Annotated in this window: 18 protein-coding genes; 9 read left to right on the forward strand and 9 right to left on the reverse strand. The window is 70.1% G+C overall.

Features of this window, described 5'->3' with window-relative positions; genetic code table 11:
• Positions 1-37: 37 nt before the first annotated feature.
• From ACR3ZA_RS05335 to rfbD, 5 genes are all read left to right on the forward strand, one after another.
• On the forward strand, positions 38-559 hold the full coding sequence (locus ACR3ZA_RS05335; protein ID WP_473660859.1) for a hypothetical protein: 522 nt from the start codon (positions 38-40) through the stop codon (positions 557-559).
• Positions 556-2,022 carry a hypothetical protein gene (locus ACR3ZA_RS05340; RefSeq protein WP_473660861.1) on the forward strand — a complete coding sequence of 489 codons (1,467 nt, stop codon included), beginning with the start codon at positions 556-558 and terminating at the stop codon, positions 2,020-2,022. The genes ACR3ZA_RS05335 and ACR3ZA_RS05340 overlap by 4 nt, the downstream gene beginning before the upstream one ends.
• A gap of 150 nt (positions 2,023-2,172) precedes the next feature.
• Positions 2,173-3,495 (forward strand): hypothetical protein, encoded by a 1,323-nt coding sequence (locus tag ACR3ZA_RS05345; protein WP_473660863.1) that lies wholly within the window; start codon positions 2,173-2,175, stop codon positions 3,493-3,495.
• Between the two features lie 22 nt (positions 3,496-3,517).
• Positions 3,518-4,513 (forward strand): dTDP-glucose 4,6-dehydratase, encoded by a 996-nt coding sequence (rfbB, locus tag ACR3ZA_RS05350; protein WP_473660865.1) that lies wholly within the window; start codon positions 3,518-3,520, stop codon positions 4,511-4,513.
• Between the two features lie 8 nt (positions 4,514-4,521).
• Positions 4,522-5,367, forward strand: a complete 846-nt coding sequence (rfbD, locus tag ACR3ZA_RS05355) for a dTDP-4-dehydrorhamnose reductase (protein ID WP_473660867.1) — start codon at positions 4,522-4,524, stop codon at positions 5,365-5,367.
• 19 nt (positions 5,368-5,386) lie between these two features.
• Here rfbD and ACR3ZA_RS05360 read toward each other — a convergent pair whose 3' ends face one another.
• The 3 genes from ACR3ZA_RS05360 to ACR3ZA_RS05370 are packed head-to-tail and all read right to left on the reverse strand — an operon-like array spanning position 5,387 to position 8,359.
• Positions 5,387-6,736, reverse strand: a complete 1,350-nt coding sequence (locus ACR3ZA_RS05360; protein ID WP_473660869.1) for an LCP family glycopolymer transferase — start codon at positions 6,734-6,736, stop codon at positions 5,387-5,389.
• Positions 6,737-6,749: 13 nt separating this feature from the next.
• On the reverse strand, positions 6,750-7,259 hold the full coding sequence (gene purE, locus ACR3ZA_RS05365; RefSeq protein ID WP_473660872.1) for a 5-(carboxyamino)imidazole ribonucleotide mutase: 510 nt from the start codon (positions 7,257-7,259) through the stop codon (positions 6,750-6,752).
• Positions 7,260-7,267: 8 nt separating this feature from the next.
• Complete coding sequence (locus tag ACR3ZA_RS05370) at positions 7,268-8,359, reverse strand: 5-(carboxyamino)imidazole ribonucleotide synthase (protein ID WP_473662281.1); 1,092 nt, start codon at positions 8,357-8,359, stop codon at positions 7,268-7,270.
• A gap of 140 nt (positions 8,360-8,499) precedes the next feature.
• Between ACR3ZA_RS05370 and ACR3ZA_RS05375 the strand changes: the two genes are divergently transcribed.
• Complete coding sequence (locus ACR3ZA_RS05375; RefSeq protein ID WP_473660874.1) at positions 8,500-9,111, forward strand: GtrA family protein; 612 nt, start codon at positions 8,500-8,502, stop codon at positions 9,109-9,111.
• Here ACR3ZA_RS05375 and ACR3ZA_RS05380 read toward each other — a convergent pair.
• Genes ACR3ZA_RS05380 through ACR3ZA_RS05390 form a run of 3 tightly spaced genes read right to left on the reverse strand, consistent with a single transcriptional unit; the run spans position 9,010 to position 11,672 of the window.
• Positions 9,010-10,323, reverse strand: coding sequence for a nucleotide sugar dehydrogenase (locus ACR3ZA_RS05380; RefSeq protein WP_473660876.1), 1,314 nt, complete (start codon positions 10,321-10,323; stop codon positions 9,010-9,012). The genes ACR3ZA_RS05375 and ACR3ZA_RS05380 overlap by 102 nt on opposite strands.
• A gap of 48 nt (positions 10,324-10,371) precedes the next feature.
• On the reverse strand, positions 10,372-10,869 hold the full coding sequence (locus ACR3ZA_RS05385; RefSeq protein WP_473660878.1) for a PH domain-containing protein: 498 nt from the start codon (positions 10,867-10,869) through the stop codon (positions 10,372-10,374).
• A complete protein-coding gene (locus tag ACR3ZA_RS05390) occupies positions 10,866-11,672 on the reverse strand; it encodes a biotin--[acetyl-CoA-carboxylase] ligase (protein WP_473660880.1) in 807 nt (268 codons plus the stop codon). The genes ACR3ZA_RS05385 and ACR3ZA_RS05390 overlap by 4 nt, the downstream gene beginning before the upstream one ends.
• A 68-nt stretch (positions 11,673-11,740) precedes the next feature.
• On the opposite strand from ACR3ZA_RS05390, the gene ACR3ZA_RS05395 reads away from it, so the two are divergent.
• From ACR3ZA_RS05395 to ACR3ZA_RS05405, 3 genes are read left to right on the forward strand one after another with little or no spacing between them, the layout of a single operon-like run.
• Positions 11,741-12,577, forward strand: a complete 837-nt coding sequence (locus ACR3ZA_RS05395) for a glycosyltransferase (RefSeq protein ID WP_473660882.1) — start codon at positions 11,741-11,743, stop codon at positions 12,575-12,577.
• Between the two features lie 10 nt (positions 12,578-12,587).
• Positions 12,588-14,186 carry an acyl-CoA carboxylase subunit beta gene (locus ACR3ZA_RS05400; RefSeq protein ID WP_473551431.1) on the forward strand — a complete coding sequence of 533 codons (1,599 nt, stop codon included), beginning with the start codon at positions 12,588-12,590 and terminating at the stop codon, positions 14,184-14,186.
• A complete protein-coding gene (locus ACR3ZA_RS05405; protein WP_473660884.1) occupies positions 14,183-14,404 on the forward strand; it encodes an acyl-CoA carboxylase epsilon subunit in 222 nt (73 codons plus the stop codon). The genes ACR3ZA_RS05400 and ACR3ZA_RS05405 overlap by 4 nt, the downstream gene beginning before the upstream one ends.
• A gap of 403 nt (positions 14,405-14,807) precedes the next feature.
• On the opposite strand, the gene ACR3ZA_RS05410 is transcribed toward ACR3ZA_RS05405, so the two are convergent.
• From ACR3ZA_RS05410 to ACR3ZA_RS05420, 3 genes are all read right to left on the reverse strand, one after another.
• Entirely contained in the window at positions 14,808-15,866 is a 1,059-nt protein-coding gene (locus ACR3ZA_RS05410) for a hypothetical protein (RefSeq protein WP_473660886.1), read from the reverse strand.
• Positions 15,863-17,065, reverse strand: coding sequence for an ATP-binding protein (locus ACR3ZA_RS05415; protein ID WP_473660888.1), 1,203 nt, complete (start codon positions 17,063-17,065; stop codon positions 15,863-15,865). Before ACR3ZA_RS05415 ends, ACR3ZA_RS05410 begins: the two co-directional genes overlap by 4 nt.
• Positions 17,066-17,135: 70 nt before the next feature.
• On the reverse strand, positions 17,136-17,843 hold the full coding sequence (locus ACR3ZA_RS05420; RefSeq protein WP_473660890.1) for a response regulator: 708 nt from the start codon (positions 17,841-17,843) through the stop codon (positions 17,136-17,138).
• Positions 17,844-17,857 lie beyond the last annotated feature (14 nt).

Below are 17,857 nucleotides of genomic sequence, written 5' to 3' on the forward strand. Positions count from 1 at the left end.
TAGCGGTTGGTCCAATCGAGGAGAGCTGCAGACTGGTATGACGACTTCCCCGCGCGTGCTGAGCGCGATCCCCGTTCTCGTGATTGCGCTCCTCGCCGGAGCAACGGTCGCGAACGCGACAGGATTCGTCGCCGCCGACGATCGCGTCGACAGTTCGTGGCGGGCCGGCTTCGTCGACAACGGCGGCGACGTCGAACGCGCGTCGTTCTCAACCGCCCGGTACGGCGTCTACTTTGCGCTTTCTGAGCACGCCGCCGGCGCCGCATTCGTGAGCCCCACGCCGTTCAAGGGGAACATCACCGGTCGCATCCTCGGCCTTGCCCGCGCCTCGACGTTCGAGTCGTTCGACTACGACTCCGTCGCGATCGCCGCTGAACTCGAACTCGACGAGTTCGTCGCCGCAGAAGGGGCCTACGCGGATGGGCGAGGCAGCTACGTTCTTGCGGTCCTGGACGACAACCCCGAGACGATCGTGCTCCTTGAACTCGCCGAGTTCGAGTGGCTTCTCGTCGATCGTCGGCTGATCCCTGACGCCCTAGCCGAGGAGTACGGCCTGTGATCATCGAACTCGTGACCGCGGTCGCCATTCTCACTGGTGGGGTGCTCACGCTGCTCGCCGCGGGAGTGCGCAGCCGGCTGGCGCTGATCGCACTGACCATCCCGACCGGACTCGCTGTGATGATCACAGTCGGGTCGGCACAGGCGATCCTCACCCTTCAGCAGTGGCCCGTCGCCACCCTGCTCCTCACATCGTTCATCCCGGCGTTCGCGGCTGTTGCTCGCCGCCGCGCGATCTCAGCGCCCGAACTTCGTTCGGCCGCGTTGGTGGTCGCAGCCGGCACGGCCCTGGCCGCGGCCTTTGCCGCGATCGACCGCATCAATGTGCACTCCGACACGTTCGAGTACCTGACCATCGGTCTGCTGCTGCAGAACGGCAGCCTGATCGAGGGCGTTTCGTTCTTCCAGCTCGAGAAGCGCCAGCTCGCGCTCGGAGTCCTTCACTCGCCCGCTGGCCTGCTCGGCGAGGACTTCCTTGTCAGCGTCACCCCGATGATCGCCGCGGGATGCGTTGCCGTGCTCGTCGCGATCGCGGTCGCGTCCGCGCGCCGAGCGAGCTTCCCGACCTGGGCGACTGTGGTCCTGGCGACCGCCACCGTGGCGGCCTTGCTCTCGATCAATCGAGTGTGGTTCCACGCGTTCTACCTCAACGGCCACCTGCTGTTCGGCGTCTGCGTTCTCGTCCTCGCCGGGCTCTCGTGGCTCGTCGCAACCTCATCGCCGATGATCTCCAGCCGCGCCGCAACGGTCGTGCAGGCCCTGATGGTCGCGGCGATGGTCGTCACTCGCCCCGAAGGCTCGATCATTGCGGGGCTGGCGCTCCTTCCCACGCTGCTCGACAGCTCGCGTTCAACTCGCGAGCGACGGCTCCTGCTCGGCGCTCTGGGTGTGGCCATCCTCGTCTGGCAGATCTGGCTCGCCAGCGTCACGTACGTCATCGCGGGCGAGTTGACGCGTTCCATGATGGGCATGATCGCGGCAGGCGTCGTCGCGCTCGCCGTGATCCCTCTGGTCGGGCGCAACTGGGTGGACGGGCGAGCCAAGGTCTGGCTGCTCGCGACTGAAGCTCTGCTCTGGCTCGCTCTGATCGGCCTCGCGGTGCGCGAGCCGCAGGTGCTCACCGCCTCGCTCAAGGCGACATGGCAGAACGTGATGCTCGGAGGGTGGGGGCCCGCGTTCGCCGTCACGATCGCGCTCGCTGCCGTTGTGATCCTGGTGACGAAGATGCCCTCGCGACTGTATCTCCGCTACGCCGTCACGACGTTCATCCCGCTTGCGTACCTCCTCGCGTACCTCCGCGACGCCGCGTACCGATTCGCCGAAGCAGACTCCCTCACCCGGATGATCATTCAGGTGCTCCCGCTCGCCCTTGCCGCCCTCGTCGCCAGCGTCGGGGCGCAGTGGCGGTGGCAGAAGAAGGCGATCGGCGCCGAGGAGAAGGAGCCCGCGTCGCTGCCGGCGTAGTGGTTGCACCCGGGAACCGACTGGCGGCGAGGGCGTGGGGATTCGACACGCCTTCGATCTGGCCGCGGCCCGACGCGGCGACCCGAGCCTTCGCACCATGGCCGCTGAGCTCGATGCCCACCTACCGGTAGGTTCGACGCGTGATGACCGATGTCTAGCCGCCGCCATCCGCTCGAGCGCTTTCCTCGCACGCCGCGGCTGTCTCGCTCCGACGCGCCGTGGTTCCTGATCGGCGAGCACGCCCGCAACGAGGCACTGCTGCGATTCGCCGCCCTCGGGCTGTTCGTCGACGAGGCCGCCGCGGCCACGGGCATCGCCGTCGCCGACGCAGCGCGGCGCGACTGGGCCGACACGCGCGGCGGCGACGACCTGAGCGACGCCGAGCTCACGGAGCTCCTGGTCACCGTCGTCCGCGACGCGCTCGCCGCCTCGGGCGACGGTCCGCTCACGCAGGGCATCAGCGGGGGCTTCGACTCGCGCCCGCTGACCTACGCACTGCGCGAGCTCGGCGAGACCGCGACGATGTACTCGATCGGCCAGCACGGCAACATCGACTACGACGTCGTCGAGTATGTGCGCGCGCACAGCGGCCTCGAGATCGAGATGATCGACACCAACACCTGGGAGTGGAGTCTCGACACGCTCGACGCTTACGCGCGGATCAGCGCCAATCTGCAGCTGACACCCCTGGCGATCACCCGCCTCGTGTTCGATGAGCGCCACCCCGGCCGCCGCGACGTCAACGGCTACCTCAACGACGTGATCTCCGGCGACAACCGCGAGAAGCGGCCCGGGGCGGCCGTCGAAGACCCCCGTGATGCGTTCGCCCTGCGCAACGACGGCTTCTCGCTGCAGTCGCTGATGTCGCCGCGCCTCGTCCGGAGCCTCGTTCCGACGGCGGCCGTCTCGGACGACTACGAGCTCGACACCTACCGCCAGATCGACCTCGGGTACCGCCAGGAGTCGCGGCTCAAGCCGACACCCTCTGCCGCCGCGACCTTCGTGACCCCCTACGAGGACCCGCGCTGGCTCGGATACTGGTTCAACCGCACCCCCGACGAGCTGGCCGGACAGAACCGCTGGATGCGACTGGTGCGCTCGCTGCCCGCCGACCTCTTCCCCGACCTGGTCGGCCTCGATCCCGACCTCGACGGCAAGCTCCTGCGCCGCGCGCGCCGCGACCGCATGTACGGGCTGAAGGGCTTCGACCCGCTCGTGGCGGTGCCCGACGGCGTCGAGCTCCCCCGCAATCCGCTGCACCACTTCGACGCCTACAGCTGCTCGCGCAACAACGAGAGCCTCCCGCTGATGCTGCGCGAGAGCCTGCGCCGGCTCCGCGGCCGCCGCGTGGTGCGCCCCGAGCTCATCGACCGAGTCGAGCAGCTCTTCTTCGGTTCCCACGATCAGACGGCGATCAACATGCTCGGCGGGCTCGTCGCCATCGACGTCGGCTTCGAGGCGGACCGGTTCTGAGCCTCGCCGGTAGGCTGAACTCGTGAAATTGCTCGTCACCGGTGGCGCCGGATTCATCGGTTCGAACTTCGTGCACCATGTGCTCGCGCACAGCGACCACCGCGTCACGGTGCTCGACAAGCTGACCTATGCCGCCAGCCGCGCCTCGCTCGACGGTCTTCCCGAGGATCGCTTCGAGTTCGTGCTGGGCGACATCGGCGACGCGGCGCTCGTCGACGAGCTGATGCCGCGCCACGACGCCCTCGTCCACTTCGCCGCCGAGAGCCACAACGACAACTCGCTGCACGACCCGCGGCCCTTCCTCGACACCAACATCGTCGGCACGTTCACCCTGTTGGAGGCCGCGCGTCGCCACGGCACGCGATTCCACCACATCTCCACCGACGAGGTGTTCGGCGACCTCGAACTCGACGATCCCGAGCGCTTCACCGAGGCGACGCCCTACAACCCGTCGAGCCCGTACTCGTCGACGAAGGCGGGCAGCGACCTCCTGGTGCGGGCGTGGGTGCGCTCCTTCGGCATCCAGGCGACCATCTCGAACTGCTCCAACAACTACGGGCCCTATCAACACGTCGAGAAGTTCATCCCGCGCCAGATCACCAACGTGATCCGCGGCGAGCGGCCGCGGCTCTACGGCTCCGGGCACAACGTGCGCGACTGGATCCACGCCGAAGACCACTCCGCGGCGGTGCTCACCATCCTGGAGCGCGGCGTCATCGGCGAGACGTACCTGATCGGCGCCGACGGCGAGAAGGACAACCGCACCGTCGTCGAGCTGATCCTGGAGCTGATGGGCCAGCCCGCCGACGCCTACGATCTGGTCACCGATCGCCCCGGCCACGACCTGCGCTACGCAATCGACTCCACCAAGCTCCGCACCGAGCTCGGCTGGCTGCCCCGCTTCGACAACTTCGAGGCCGGACTCGCCGCCACGATCGAGTGGTATCGCGCCAACGAGGCCTGGTGGGCACCGCAGAAGGACGGCGTCGAAGCCCGCTACCGCGCGCAGGGCCAGTGAGCTCGGCGGTGCGGTGGTTCATCGCCGGCGCGGGCGGGATGCTCGGGCGCGATCTGCAGGCAACCCTCGAGGGCCGTTCCGTCACACCCGCGATGCGCACTGACCTCGACATCACCGACGTCGAGGCGTGCCGTCGCGCCGTCGACGGCCACCAGGTCGTCATCAACGCGGCGGCCTACACCCGGGTCGACGACGCCGAGAGCGACGAAGATGCCGCCTTCGCGATCAACGCCACCGGCGCCGGCAACCTCGCAGCCGCGGCAGCCGCGGTCGGCGCCCGGTTCGTGCAGGTGTCGACCGACTACGTGTTCCGCGGCGACGCCAGCAGCCCCTACTCCGAGTCCGCACCGCGCGACCCGCAGAGCGCCTACGGCCGCACCAAGGCGCGCGGCGAAGAACTCGTCCAGGAGCATCACCCCGCCGCGCACCTCGTGCGCACGGCATGGCTCTACGGTCGTCACGGCGCCAGCTTCCCCGCCACCATGCTGCGCCTCGCCGCCGATCGCGACACCGTCAGCGTCGTGACCGATCAGCTGGGTCAGCCCACCTGGACCCGGGATCTCGCCGACGCGATCGTCGCTCTCATCGACGCGGAGGCTCCCGCGGGCATCTATCACGGCACCAACTCCGGTCAGGCGAGCTGGTTCGACCTGGCACGCGCGGTGTTCGAGCTCCACGGGCTCGACCCCGCGCGCGTGCTGCCGACCGACAGCTCTGCGTTCCCGCGCCCGGCGCCGCGACCGGCGTACTCGGTGCTCGGGCACGATGCCTGGGCCGCGGCCGGGCTGGCGGCCCCGCGGGAATGGCGTGCGGCCCTCGAGGCCGCGGTGCGCGCCGGCACCTTCTCCGGCTGACCTTCGTGCGACCTGCCGGTCACTCCTCCGGCGCGGGCGTCGCCGGGGCGAGAGCCTCGGCCACGCGCTCCCGGATCGCCTCGATGTCAGGGACATCCGGATCGAACTCCGGCGGAACGAAGTCGACCGTCGCGATCGGCTGCTCGCGCGACAGCTCGGCGAGTTCGGCGAAGTAGCTCAGCATCGAGGAGGGGATGTCGGTCGACACCACGTCGCCGCCAGCTTCGGCGATCGCGCGGAAGTTCACGATCACGTTGGCGGGGTTCGCCTGCGCGAGGATCGCCTCCTGCACCTGGCGCTGACGCTCCATGCGCTCGTAGTCGTTGGAGCCGTACCGCGTGCGCGCGTACCAGAGCGCCGTCTCGCCGTCCATGTGCTGACGCCCCGCCTCGATGTACCCGATCGGATCGGCGGGAGTTCCGTCATCGAAGGTGTTCGCGCCGATCGGCAGGCGCTCGGCGACATCGATGTCGATGCCGCCCAGCGCGTCGATCAGCTCTTCGAAGCCCTCCATGTCGATGAGCACGTAGTACTGCAGCGAGAGGCCGAGCGTTCCCGACACGGCGTCGCGCATCGCTTCGATGCCGGCGTTGCTGCCGGCCGCCTCGGCAACCGGATACAGCTCCGGGTGCTCCTGCCCGTAGGTGTACAGGTAGCTGATCAGGCACTCGACGCCGCAGTTGTAGCCGTCGGGGAATGCCTCGAGCATCGGGGAGTCGGCCGAGAACTGCGCATTCTCGAGGTTGCGCGGAACGCCGAAGATGGTGACCGCGCCGCTCGCCGCGTCGATGCTGACCACCGAGATGCTGTCGGGGCGCAGCCCCACCCGATCCGGCCCCGCGTCGCCGCCGAGCAGCAGGATGTTGTACCGGCCGTCGACCGGTTCGGCGATCTCGCCGTTCGAGAACGTGCCGGTCAGCAGCGACATCGCCGAGACGGCGTTCACCGCGGCGAACCCGGCCCCGCCGCTGGCGATCACCAGACCGCTGACGGCCAGCAGAGCGACGCCGGCGCGGGCGGCACCCGCCACCCGTACGAAGCGCACCAGACGCAGCGTGTCGAGCGTCAGCACCACCCACAGCGTCGCGTAGAACGCCAGCACCACCACCAGGACCCCGAGCGCGATCGGACTGGTGATCAGTCCGATCAGGAGGGAGCGGTCGACCAGATACACCGCGACCGCGCCCAGCGCCAGCAGCCACGACACGATCGTGGCGGCGAGGCCGAAGCGGCCGACGCGACGACTGCCCGCGAGCACCTGCGCCGAGCCGGGCACGAGAAGGTTCAGTCCGACGAGCCACCACGCGCGGCGCGTCATGATCTCCGGGGAACGAAGGTCCGGGTTGCGGACGGGGCTGGTGGTGCTCACGCCGAAGTCCGCGTCACAGCTCGCGCTGGAGCTTCGCGTTCTTCTCGGCGACGAGGGTCTCCAGGCTCGCGGCATAGTCGGCGAGCCGGGCGGCGAGCGCCGCATCCGTCGCGCCGAGCATGCGGGCGGCCAGCAGGCCCGCATTGCGCGCCCCGCCGATCGACACCGTCGCCACCGGGATCCCGGCCGGCATCTGCACGATCGACAGCAGCGAGTCGAGACCGTCGAGCTTCGCCAGCGGCACCGGCACGCCGATCACCGGCAGCGTCGTCACCGAGGCGAGCATGCCCGGCAGATGCGCGGCACCGCCGGCGCCCGCGATGATCGCGCGCAGGCCGCGGCCCGCCGCCTCGGTGCCAAACTCGATCATGCGGTGCGGGGTGCGGTGCGCCGAGACGACCTCCACCTCGTGCGGGATGTCGAACTCGGCGAGCGCCGCGGCGGCATCCTTCATCACGTTCCAGTCCGAGTCGGACCCCATGACGACGGCAACGAGCGGCTTGACTTCTGGCACGTCGCCCATGCTACGACTCAGCCCTCGAAGAACCCTGCTGCGGCGCGCGCACCGGCGCGGACGGCCTCCAGGTCGTCGCCCACCGCCGTCACATGCCCCACCTTGCGTCCGGGACGCGACGGCTTGCCGTAGGAGTGGAACTTGACGCCCGGTTCGGCGGCGAGCGCCGCCCCGTAGCGCTCCGGCATCGAGGCCCCGACGGGGCCGCCGAGCACGTTGACCATGACGCTCCACGCCGCGTGCGGGCGCGTGTCGCCGAGCGGCAGATCGAGCACCGCGCGCAGGTGCTGCTCGAACTGGCTGGTCACGCAGCCGTCGATCGTCCAGTGGCCGGTGTTGTGCGGGCGCATGGCGAGCTCGTTGACCAGCAGCCGGCCGTCGGCGGTCTCGAACAACTCCACGGCGAGCACGCCGGTGACGTCGAGGCCGGTGGCGATCGTCTCCGCGAGCGCGGCGGCCTCAGCGATGAGCTCGGCCGAGGCGCCGGGAGCCGGCGCGGTGACCTCCGCGCACACCCCGTCGCGCTGCACCGTCTCGACCAGCGGCCAGGACGCGAGCTCGCCGCTCGGTCGGCGTGCCACCAGCTGGGCGAGCTCGCGCCGGAAGTCGACCAGCTCCTCGACCAGCAGGGCCCCGCCCGAGGCGTGCTCGTCGACCACCGCGAACCAGTCGGCGACCGCGTCGGCGCTGCGCACCACGCGCACGCCCTTGCCGTCGTAGCCACCGCGCGGCGTCTTCACCACCGCGGCGCCGCCGTGCGCCTCCAGGAACTCGGCCAGCTCCGCCTCGTCGTGCACGGCGGCCCAGTCGGGAACCGGGGCGCCCAACTCGCTCAGCCGCTCGCGCATCCAGAGCTTGTCCTGCGCTACAGCGAGCGGAACCGGGCCCGGGTGCACCGAGACCCCACGCTCCACCAGCTCGGCCAGGACGGGCTGCGGCACGTGCTCGTGATCGAAGGTGATGACGTCGACCTCGGCCGCGAAGGCCAACACGGTCTCGGCATCCCGATAGTCGCCGACCGCCGTTGCAGCGATCTCGGCCGACATTCCCGGAGCCTCCGCCAGCACCCGGATGTCGATCCCCAGCGCCACCGCCGGGGGCACCATCATGCGGGCGAGCTGCCCGCCGCCGATCACGCCGACTCTCACCGATACTCCTCCAGGATCGCCCCACGCAGTCCGGTTAGACTGCCGCCTCTACGACCCTAGTTGCCCGCATCGGGCGCCAACCCCGAAGCGAGGAATGCCGCGTGCGAAAGCTGTTCGGACAGTTCACGCGCTTCGGGCTCGTGGGCGCGATCGGGCTCGTCATCGACATCGGCATCTTCAACCTGCTGCGCCTCACCGTGCTGAGCCCCGATGAGCTGCACGAGGGGCCCGTGATCGCCAAGATCATCTCCACGACGATCGCGATCGCCGCGAACTGGGTCGGCAATCGGCTCTGGACCTTCCGCGAGCACCGGGGGCGTCAGCTCGTGCGCGAAGGCGTCGAGTTCGCGCTGGTCAGCGTCGGCGGCATGCTGATCGGGCTGGCCTGTCTGTGGGTGTCGCACTACGCGCTGGGCTTCACGAGCGTGCTCGCCGACAACATCGCCAGCAACGTCGTCGGCCTCGGCCTCGGCACCGCGTTCCGCTTCGCCCTCTACCGAGCGTGGGTGTTCGCCCCGCACCGCACCGACACCGCGCCGGCGCTGTTCCCCGACCAGGCCGAGTACGGCGGCGCGCCCGCGCGGCCCGAGTCCGAGCCGCGCGAGACCGCGCTACGGGCGGCCGAGTCCCTGGAAGGTCCAGCCGGCCGCGCGCCACGTCGCGGGCTCGAGGCAGTTGCGGGCGTCGATCATGTGGGGCCGCGCGACGCGTGAGGCGGCCACGGCCGCATCCAGCTCGCGGAAGTTGCGCCACTCCGTCGCCACGATGACCAGTTCGGCACCGTCCAGCGCGTCGTCGATCTCGGCGACGTAGTTCAGCTCCGGGTGGACGCGGCGCGCCGTCTCGATCGCCTCGGGGTCGGTCGCGCGCACGTCGGCGCCGAGGTCGTGCAGCCGGTAGGCCACGTCAAGCGCCGGCGCATCGCGCACGTCGTCCGAATCCGGCTTGAAGGCGAGCCCGAGCACCGCCACCTTGCGACCGGTCAGGTCACCATCGAAGGCGTTCAGCGCGAGCTCGATCACGCGATCGCGGCGACGCATGTTGATCTCGTCGACCTCGCGCAGGAAGCCGACCGCGCGCCCGACGCCGAGCTCCTCGGCGCGGGCCGAGAAGGCGCGGATGTCCTTGGGCAGGCAGCCGCCGCCGAAGCCGATGCCGGCGTTGAGGAAGCGACGGCCGATGCGCGCATCGTGGCCGATCGCGTCGGCGAGTTGCGTGACGTCGGCGCCGGTGACCTCGGCGATCTCGGCCATCGCGTTGATGAACGAGATCTTGGTCGCGAGGAACGCGTTGGCGCTGACCTTGACGAGCTCGGCGGTGGCGAAGTCCATCACCAGACGCGGGATGCCGCTCTCGATCGCGGTCGCGTAGACCTCGTCGAGCTGCGCGACGGCGGAGGCGCCCTCGTCGCCGGGGCGAACTCCGTACACGAGTCGGTCGGGGCGCAGCGTGTCCTCGACCGCGAAGCCCTCGCGGAGGAACTCGGGGTTCCAGGCGAGTGCCGCGTGCGGCGCCTTCTCGCGCACGATCGCGTCCAGGCGCGCCGCGGTGCCGACCGGCACCGTCGACTTGCCCGCGATGAGAGCGCCCTCGGCGAGGTGGGGAAGCACGGATTCGAAGGCCGCGTCGACGTAGGTCAGGTTCGCGCCGTGACCGTCGGCGCGCTGCGGGGTGCCCACCGCGAGGAAGTGCACCTCGGCGTCGGCGATCGCCGCGAAGTCGGTCGAGAACGTCAGGCGGCCCGACGCGAGCTGCTCGCGGAGCAGCTCGTCGAAGCCGGGCTCATAGAACGGCACCGTGCCGCTCGCGAGCATCTCGATCTTGTTGACGTCGACATCCACGCCGACGACCGTGTGACCGAGCGACGCCATGCTTGCCGCATGAACCGCGCCGAGATAACCGCAACCAATAACCGAAAGCTTCACAATGCCCTATTCTGCCCGACCGCTCGGGCCCCGATGACCAGCCGGATCTCAGCCCGCCTCGCCCTGCTGACGCCTCGCCGCGATGGGGTTGAGGCTTTCCTCCATGAGGTCGTTCAGTGCTGACTGCACGACCGCCGCGTGCGGCACGTCGCGCAGCACGAACGGATGCTCCAACCCGGTGTTGATGCGCACGTCGCCGCTGCCGAACACGAACTGCAGTCCGGCCTGGCGAACGGTGACGTCGTAGCTGCGCGAGTGCAGAAGCTCCTGCCGCGTGCGCACGACCACGCCGCGACGCGCCACGATACGCCGTGTCGTGACGATGTAGCTGTGATTGAGCCAGGAGACCACCGGCACGAGCACCCCGACGACGACGAGAACCCCGGCGCCGGCGAACAGCACCGTGTCGTACCAGGGCTCGGGCAGGTTGCCCGCGAAAAAGCTCGTGGCGCCGGCGACGACGACCAGCAGCACGCTCGGCCAGAACAGCGCACGGCCGTGCGAGCGCAGCCGCGCGACGACGACCTCCGGTTCGGCGGTGCTCATAACGGGTGCCTCACGTGCGTGACATCGCCCGCGGCCACGGCCACGATCGCCGCGCCGTCGGCGGGCGCGACACGCAGTCGTCCCGCAGCATCCAGGCCCACCGCGGTGCCTTCGAGCAGCGCATCCCCGGGCAGCTCGACGCGCACCGCGCGGCCGAGCGTCGCGCACACGGCCGTCGCCCGCTCGGCGAGCCCGCTCGCCTCGGCATCGCCATCGGCCCGCGCGTAGGCCTCGACGAGTGCCCGGAGCCGACGCAGGTACTCCGCCACGAGCGCGTCGAGGAGCTCGTCGGTCACCTCCACGCCGAGCACCGCGAGCGAGGTCGCGGTCGGCACGGGCAGCTGCGCCGCCGTCATCGCGGTGTTGATGCCGAGACCGAGCACCGCGGCATCCCCTGTCGGCACGAGCTCGGCGAGGATCCCGCACAGCTTTCGGCCGTCGACGAGCACATCGTTCGGCCACTTGAGTCCGGCGTCGAGCTGCGGAAGCACGGCGGCGAGCGCCTCGTGCATGGCGACGCCCGCCGCCAGCGGAATCCAGCTGAAGCGCTCCAGCCCCAGCGGCGCCCCACGGGAGTCCCGCGGGCGCAGATAGATCGAGATAGCGAGGGACGCGCCGGGCGGTGCCACCCAGCTGCGGTCGAGACGCCCGCGTCCGGCCGTCTGCGTGTCGGTCAGCAACGTCGTGAACTCGGCCAGCTCGGTCGCCGCCGCGAGCGTCACCAGGTCGGCGTTCGTCGACGCGCTCTCGTCACGCCAGAGCAGCTCCGGCACGACTTCGCGACACGCGCGCCAACTCGTCATGCCGCCAGCCTAGAGCGACATCGCGCGCGCACGAGGAGCCGCGCGCCCCCGCGTAAAGTTGACGAACCATGACGGCTTCGCCTGCCTCCGACGCGCCCGCGCGCGTCGTCATCGTCATGCCCACGTTCAATGAGGCCGAAAACCTCCAGGCGGTGGTGGGCGCAGCGCTCGCGGCGCTCCCCCAAGCGCGGCTGCTCGTCGTCGACGATGCCAGCCCCGACGGCACCGGACGACTCGCCGACGAGCTCGCCGCCGACGACGACCGCGTTCACGTGCTGCATCGCGCCGGCCGCGAGGGTCTCGGAGCCGCCTACCTCGCCGGGTTCGCCGCCGTGTTCCGCGACCCGGCGCTCGCCGCCGACGTGATCATCGAGATGGATGCCGACGGCTCGCACCCGGCGAGTGCCCTGCCCGCGCTCCGCGATCGTCTGCTCTCCGACGACGCGCTCGGTCTGGTGATCGGTTCGCGCTGGATCCCCGGCGGCGGTATCGCCGACTGGCCGCGCTACCGCAGCGTCCTCAGCCGAGCCGGCAACACCTACGCCCGGGTGCTGCTCGGGCTCACCGTGCGCGACTCGACCGCCGGATTCCGCGCCTACCGCGCCGCCGCGCTGCACGCCGCCGTCGACGACGTCGTGCAATCGCACGGCTACTGCTTCCAGATCGACCTCGCCCGCCGCGTCGATGCGGCCGGTTTCGGGCTCGCCGAGATCCCGATCACGTTCCACGATCGCGTGCACGGCGCCTCCAAGATGAACGCCCGAATCGTGCTCGAGGCGATGTGGCGGGTGACCGGCTGGGGGCTCGCGCGCCTGCTCGGGCGGGGCATCCGTGGGAAGGTCACCAGGAATCGGCCGACACTTGGGGGATTCCCTCAAGGCGACGCGCCGGGCGGCGCTCGCTAGGCTGAACGGCGTGAGCGCCGACGATCAGACCCCCGACCTGTACACGACTGCAGGCAAGCTCGCCGATCTCAAGGCCCGATACCACGAGGCGGTGACCGCGAGCGGCGAAGCCGCCATCGCCAAACAGCACGCCAAGGGCAAGAAGACGGCGCGCGAGCGGATCACCGAACTGCTCGACCAGGGCTCCTTCGTGGAGCTCGACGAGTTCGTGCGCCACCGCACCCACGCCTTCGGCATGGAGAACAAGCGCCCCTACGGCGACGCGGTCGTCACCGGCACCGGCACCATCCACGGTCGCCAGGTCGCCGTGTACGCGCAGGACTTCACCATCTTCGGCGGCTCGCTCGGCGAGGTGGCCGGCGAGAAGATCATCAAGGTGATGGAGCTCGCGCTGCGCACCGGTGTGCCGATCATCGGCATGCTCGACTCCGGCGGCGCGCGCATCCAGGAGGGCGTCGTCGCGCTCGGCAAGTACGGCGAGATCTTCCGCCTCAACACCGCCAGCTCGGGCGTCATCCCGCAGATCTCGATCATCATGGGCCCGGCCGCCGGTGGCGCGGTCTACGGTCCCGCGCTCACCGACTTCGTGATCATGGTCGACAAGACCAGCCAGATGTTCGTCACCGGCCCCGACGTCATCAAGACCGTCACCGGCGAAGACGTCGGCATGGACGAGCTCGGCGGCGCCTACACGCACAGCCAGCGCACCGGCGTCTCGCACTACCTCGCCGACGACGAGACGGATGCGCTCGACTTCGCGCGCGCCCTCGTCTCGTTCCTGCCCGACAACAACCTCGCGGAGCTTCCGGTCTACGAGAGCGAGGTCGAGCTCGAGATCACCGACGCCGACCGTCGCCTGAACACGATCATCCCCGACTCGCCGAACCAGCCGTACGACGTGCGCGAGATCATCGAGCACATCGTCGACAACGAGGACTTCCTCGAGATCCAGGCGCTGTTCGCGCCGAACATCGTGATCGGCTTCGCGCGCGTCGAGGGCCGCTCGATCGGCATCATTGCGAACCAGCCGCAGCAGATGGCCGGCACGCTCAACATCGACGCGGGCGAGAAGGCCGCGCGATTCGTCCGGTTCTGCGACGCGTTCTCGATCCCGATCCTCACGCTCGTGGATGTGCCCGGCTACCTGCCCGGCACCGACCAGGAGTGGACGGGCGTCATCCGCCGCGGCGCCAAGCTGCTCTACGCCTACGCGGAGGCGACCGTGCCGCTGGTCACGGTCATCACCCGCAAGGCCTACGGCGGCGCCTACATCGTCATGGGCTCCAAGCAGATGGGCGCCGACCTGAACTACGCCTGGCCGACGGCCGAGATCGCCGTGATGGGCGGCCAGGGCGCGGTCAACATCCTCTACCGCGGCGACCTCAAGAAGGCCGAGGAGGCCGGCGAGGACGTCAACGCGGTGCGCACCCGCCTCGCCAACGAGTACACCTACAACGTGGCCTCTCCGTACCTCGCCGCCGAGCGCGGCGAGCTCGACGGCATCATCGAACCCGCGGCGACACGCATCGTGGTCGTCAAGGCGCTGCGGGCTCTGCGCACCAAGCGCGCGGAGCTTCCCCCGAAGAAGCACGGGAACATCCCGCTGTGAGCGAGAACGAGGGCACGGCGCCGCAGATCCGCATCACGGGAGGCAACCCCTCCCCCGAGCAGGTCGCGGCGGTCACCGCCGTGCTCAGCGCAGCCCTCGAGCAGCTCGCGGGCGAGGATCGCCCCGTCGAGACGGGCCTGAACGGCTGGCAGCGCTCGCAGCGCGGCCTGCGTCGCCCGCTGACGTGGGGCGAGTGGAAGCAGTTCCCCCGGCGCTGAATCAACGGATTCCGTTGCGATTCTAACGATTCACCACGCTTTTCGTTGCGACCAGCCTCTGCAAGCGCGCGTCTGGGCGAAAACGACGTCGGCCTCCACCAGAAGACGCCCGCGAAACCGGGCGACGCTCGCAAAATGTACCCCGAAAGTCAGCCGAAATGGCGACTACCGAATCCGTCGCACGGAATCAAGAATTGGACTACACGGTGTATCCCTGTTGATACATCACCCCTTCGGCGCTCTAGGGTAAGGCGCCGAAGGCTTTGGGGGCGAGTCAGGACGACATTCGGGTTGTCGCCCTGACTCGGACGTGAGCGAGGGTCGGACGGAGTGTCCGGCCCTCGGCTCCATTTCGGGCGGCATTCCCCGACATCGAGCCGGCTCCGCGGGCCGCGGAGGGCCGCTACTCGGCGGCGTCCGCCGTTTCCGGGGCGACGCGCGGGATCTCCAGCCAGAGCGCGATCTCGTCGTCCTCCAGAGAATCCTGCGCCAGCAGGCTCGCACTGCCGTCATCGCTCGTCCGCAGACCGACCACCGTGACGGCGATGTCCGACCCCTCCGGCACCGTCCGGATCACCACCTTGTCGGCCGAGACCGAGCGCAGAGCCCGCGCCAGCTCATCCAGCACCCGGGTGAGCTCCTCCTCCGGAAGATCGTCGATCCCGCCCTCGTCCAGCAGCGTCACCGTCGTCCCGCGTCGGCGGGCCAGCATCACCTGCTCCCGGACCGCGTCGCTCAGCAGACGACGACCGCGGATCTCATCGCGGATCGCACCCTCCAGGTGCAGGCACTCGGCGCGCTGCTCCGGCGTCAGCTCGCCGCCTGAGCGCTGAATGATGCGCAGCATCGGCAGCGCCATCAGGCTCGTCTGGCCGAGCCGGAACTGCCGCTCGTTGAGGTGCGCCTCCTGGGCAGCCTGCCACTCCGTGGCCTCGCGCTCCGCACGCGCGAAGCGCTGCGAATCCCGCGCCGCCTTCGCCAGCGTGCTCGTGATGATGTGCGCGACCGCGACCCAGCTGACGCTTCCGACCACGCCGAGGGCTGCCAGCCCTGCCGGTCCGCTCCACAGCACCGTCTGCACGACGAGCAGGCCGACACCCACCCAGGCGAAGCCCGGGCGCCGCCGCACCGACACGATCGCCATCAAGGTTCCGACCGCCGCCACGTACCAGGTCGCGTAGCCGTTGCCGCCGGGGCGGCTCGGGTCGAGCACCGACGCGACGAGCACCGGAACCGAGAGCGACACCGCCACCGCGAACGCCGCGGCCCACAGCGGCAGCGCCGCCGAGCGGCCGGGCGCCAGGGCCACCACGGTGGCCAGAGCGTAGAGCCCCATCGCCACGAACACCGGGGCGGGGTCGCTCGCAAAGCTCCCCGTCAGCGAGTACAGCGCCAGCACCACGTGATAGGTCGAGAACAGCGCCGCCAGCGCGACGATCAGATAGCGCGGGACGCCGATCACGGGGCGACCCCCTCGGCCTCATCCGACACGCGGACGCCTTCGTCATCCGACGGATCCCGAGGGTCCGGCCACACCAGCCGCACCCGGGTGCCAGCGCCGGCAGCGGAGACGATCTCTGCGACGCCGCCCGCGCTCGACACGCGCTCCAGAATCGACACCCGCACGCCGAGCCGCTCGGTGGGAACCTCATCCAACACGAAGCCCGGCCCTGAGTCGCCGACCTCCACCACGATCGCGCCCGACGCGTCGCCGCGGATCTCGATCCACCGCGACGCGTCATCGCCCGCATGCTGGAGGCTGTTGACGACCGCCTGCATCGCGGCGCTGAACAGCGCTTCCGCCGCGGTCAGCGGGATCGAGCTCGCGCGGACGTCGGCGACGCTGATCCGGATCGACGTCGACATCTTCGCCGCGGCCGCCTCGATGCGGCTCGCGAGCGCGGGGCCGCTGACGAGGGCTTCCGAATCGCGGCCGACCGCCACCGCGTCGCGCAGGAACCCGATCGCGTTTCCCGCCATCGTGGCCGCGAGCGTCTTCGACTCCGCGGTGTAGGCGCGCGCCGCGGTCAGCAGCGTCGTCAGCACGCTGTCGTGCACGATCGCGTCCACCTGGATCCGCTCCGCCTCCGTCGCATGCTCGCGCACCGCGTGCCCGTAGCGCTCGAGCGCGGTGGACTGCGCGCGGTCGACCGTCCGGGCCGCATCCCGCAGGATCGTCGTCACGATCGTGACGAAGCCGCCGAGCAGGATCGCGTAGATCGAGTCCAGCATGGCCAGATCGAGCGACACCGCGCCGCCCGCCGGCGTGACCCGCACGATGCCGTAGAGCATCGGCACCGCGAACAGGTACACCGTCGCCCACAGCAGCGGCAGCGCGAGCGTCGCCATCACCGTCGCCACCGTCAGCAGGAAGTACAGCCAGAAACTCGACGTCGGCGCCGCCTCGACATCGATGACGGCGAACGGCCAGCTGATCAGCGCGACCAGGTACACGAAGGGGAACAGGGCGTTCGAGGACGCCAGGGCTCGGCCGCGGATCGAGGCGATGCCGGCGATCACCAGGCTCGCCACCAGCGCCGAGATGATCCACGTCAGCCACGTGGGCGACAGATTCGGAGCCTGGTCGACGATCGCGCCGATGGACTGCAGAAAGAACGCGACACCGAACCCGGCCGCCGAGCGCGCAATCGCGCGCTCCACGCGCACCCGGCTCAGCGGATTGCGAACCTGCCGGCTGGGAGGTCCGCCAAGTACCTCGCTCGGGGCCCGACTAGCGGGCATCGCCGCCGTCGGCATCCAGCCCTGGAAGGATGCCGTCTTCGACCGCGCGACGCAGCAGGTCGACCTTCGTGGGGGCGGGACGCCCCACCTCCACGTACTTCACGCGGATGCGGTCAAGATACTCGCGCGCCGTCGAGTACCCGATTCCGAGCTTCTCCGCCGCCAGCTTGAGCGGCAGACCCGAGGCGTACAGGTGCAGGATCTCGCGCTCGCGTCGACCCAGCTGCGCTTTCGCGAAGTCGCGGTCGGCGTCGATCGCCGTCGCCCACTCCAGGTTGTTCAGCACCTCGCCGCGCGCGACCGTGGCCGCCGCGGTGATCACCGTGCGCATCGACGACGCCTTCGGGATCACACCCGCGGCCCCCGCGGCGAGCGCCTCGCGCACCAGCGTCACTCGATCGGCGATGCTGTGCACCAGCACGGCCGCGCCCAGACCCTGCGCCGCCTTCACGTTCTCCGTCACGAGCGACCCGTCGCCGAGCGACAGGTCCAGCACCACGACGTCGACCTCGCGGCCGGCCAGACCCTCGACAAGCTCGGCGACCGTTCCGGCGGCCAGCACGAAGTCGTGGCCCTCATCCAGGAACGCGGCCTTCAGTCCGAGACGCACGGCCTCGTGATCATCAACCACGGCCACCCGAACCGGTGCCGTCGAGGCTCCGCCGTCTTCGCGCTCGATCGTCTTCGAGACGTCCATACGGTTCCCAGCCT

The organism is Herbiconiux sp. J20-20, assembly GCF_057365085.1.

What these genes read in the sequence shown, in the direction of transcription:
- ACR3ZA_RS05335 (WP_473660859.1), top strand. Translation starts at nt 38, where the DNA reads ATGACGACTTCCCCGCGCGTGCTGAGCGCGATCCCCGTTCTCGTGATT.
- ACR3ZA_RS05345 (WP_473660863.1), top strand. Translation starts at nt 2,173, where the DNA reads ATGTCTAGCCGCCGCCATCCGCTCGAGCGCTTTCCTCGCACGCCGCGG.
- purE (WP_473660872.1), bottom strand. Translation starts at nt 7,259, where the DNA reads ATGGGCGACGTGCCAGAAGTCAAGCCGCTCGTTGCCGTCGTCATGGGG.
- ACR3ZA_RS05370 (WP_473662281.1), bottom strand. Translation starts at nt 8,359, where the DNA reads ATGATGGTGCCCCCGGCGGTGGCGCTGGGGATCGACATCCGGGTGCTG.
- ACR3ZA_RS05385 (WP_473660878.1), bottom strand. Translation starts at nt 10,869, where the DNA reads ATGAGCACCGCCGAACCGGAGGTCGTCGTCGCGCGGCTGCGCTCGCAC.
- ACR3ZA_RS05390 (WP_473660880.1), bottom strand. Translation starts at nt 11,672, where the DNA reads ATGACGAGTTGGCGCGCGTGTCGCGAAGTCGTGCCGGAGCTGCTCTGG.
- ACR3ZA_RS05395 (WP_473660882.1), top strand. Translation starts at nt 11,741, where the DNA reads ATGACGGCTTCGCCTGCCTCCGACGCGCCCGCGCGCGTCGTCATCGTC.
- ACR3ZA_RS05420 (WP_473660890.1), bottom strand. Translation starts at nt 17,843, where the DNA reads ATGGACGTCTCGAAGACGATCGAGCGCGAAGACGGCGGAGCCTCGACG.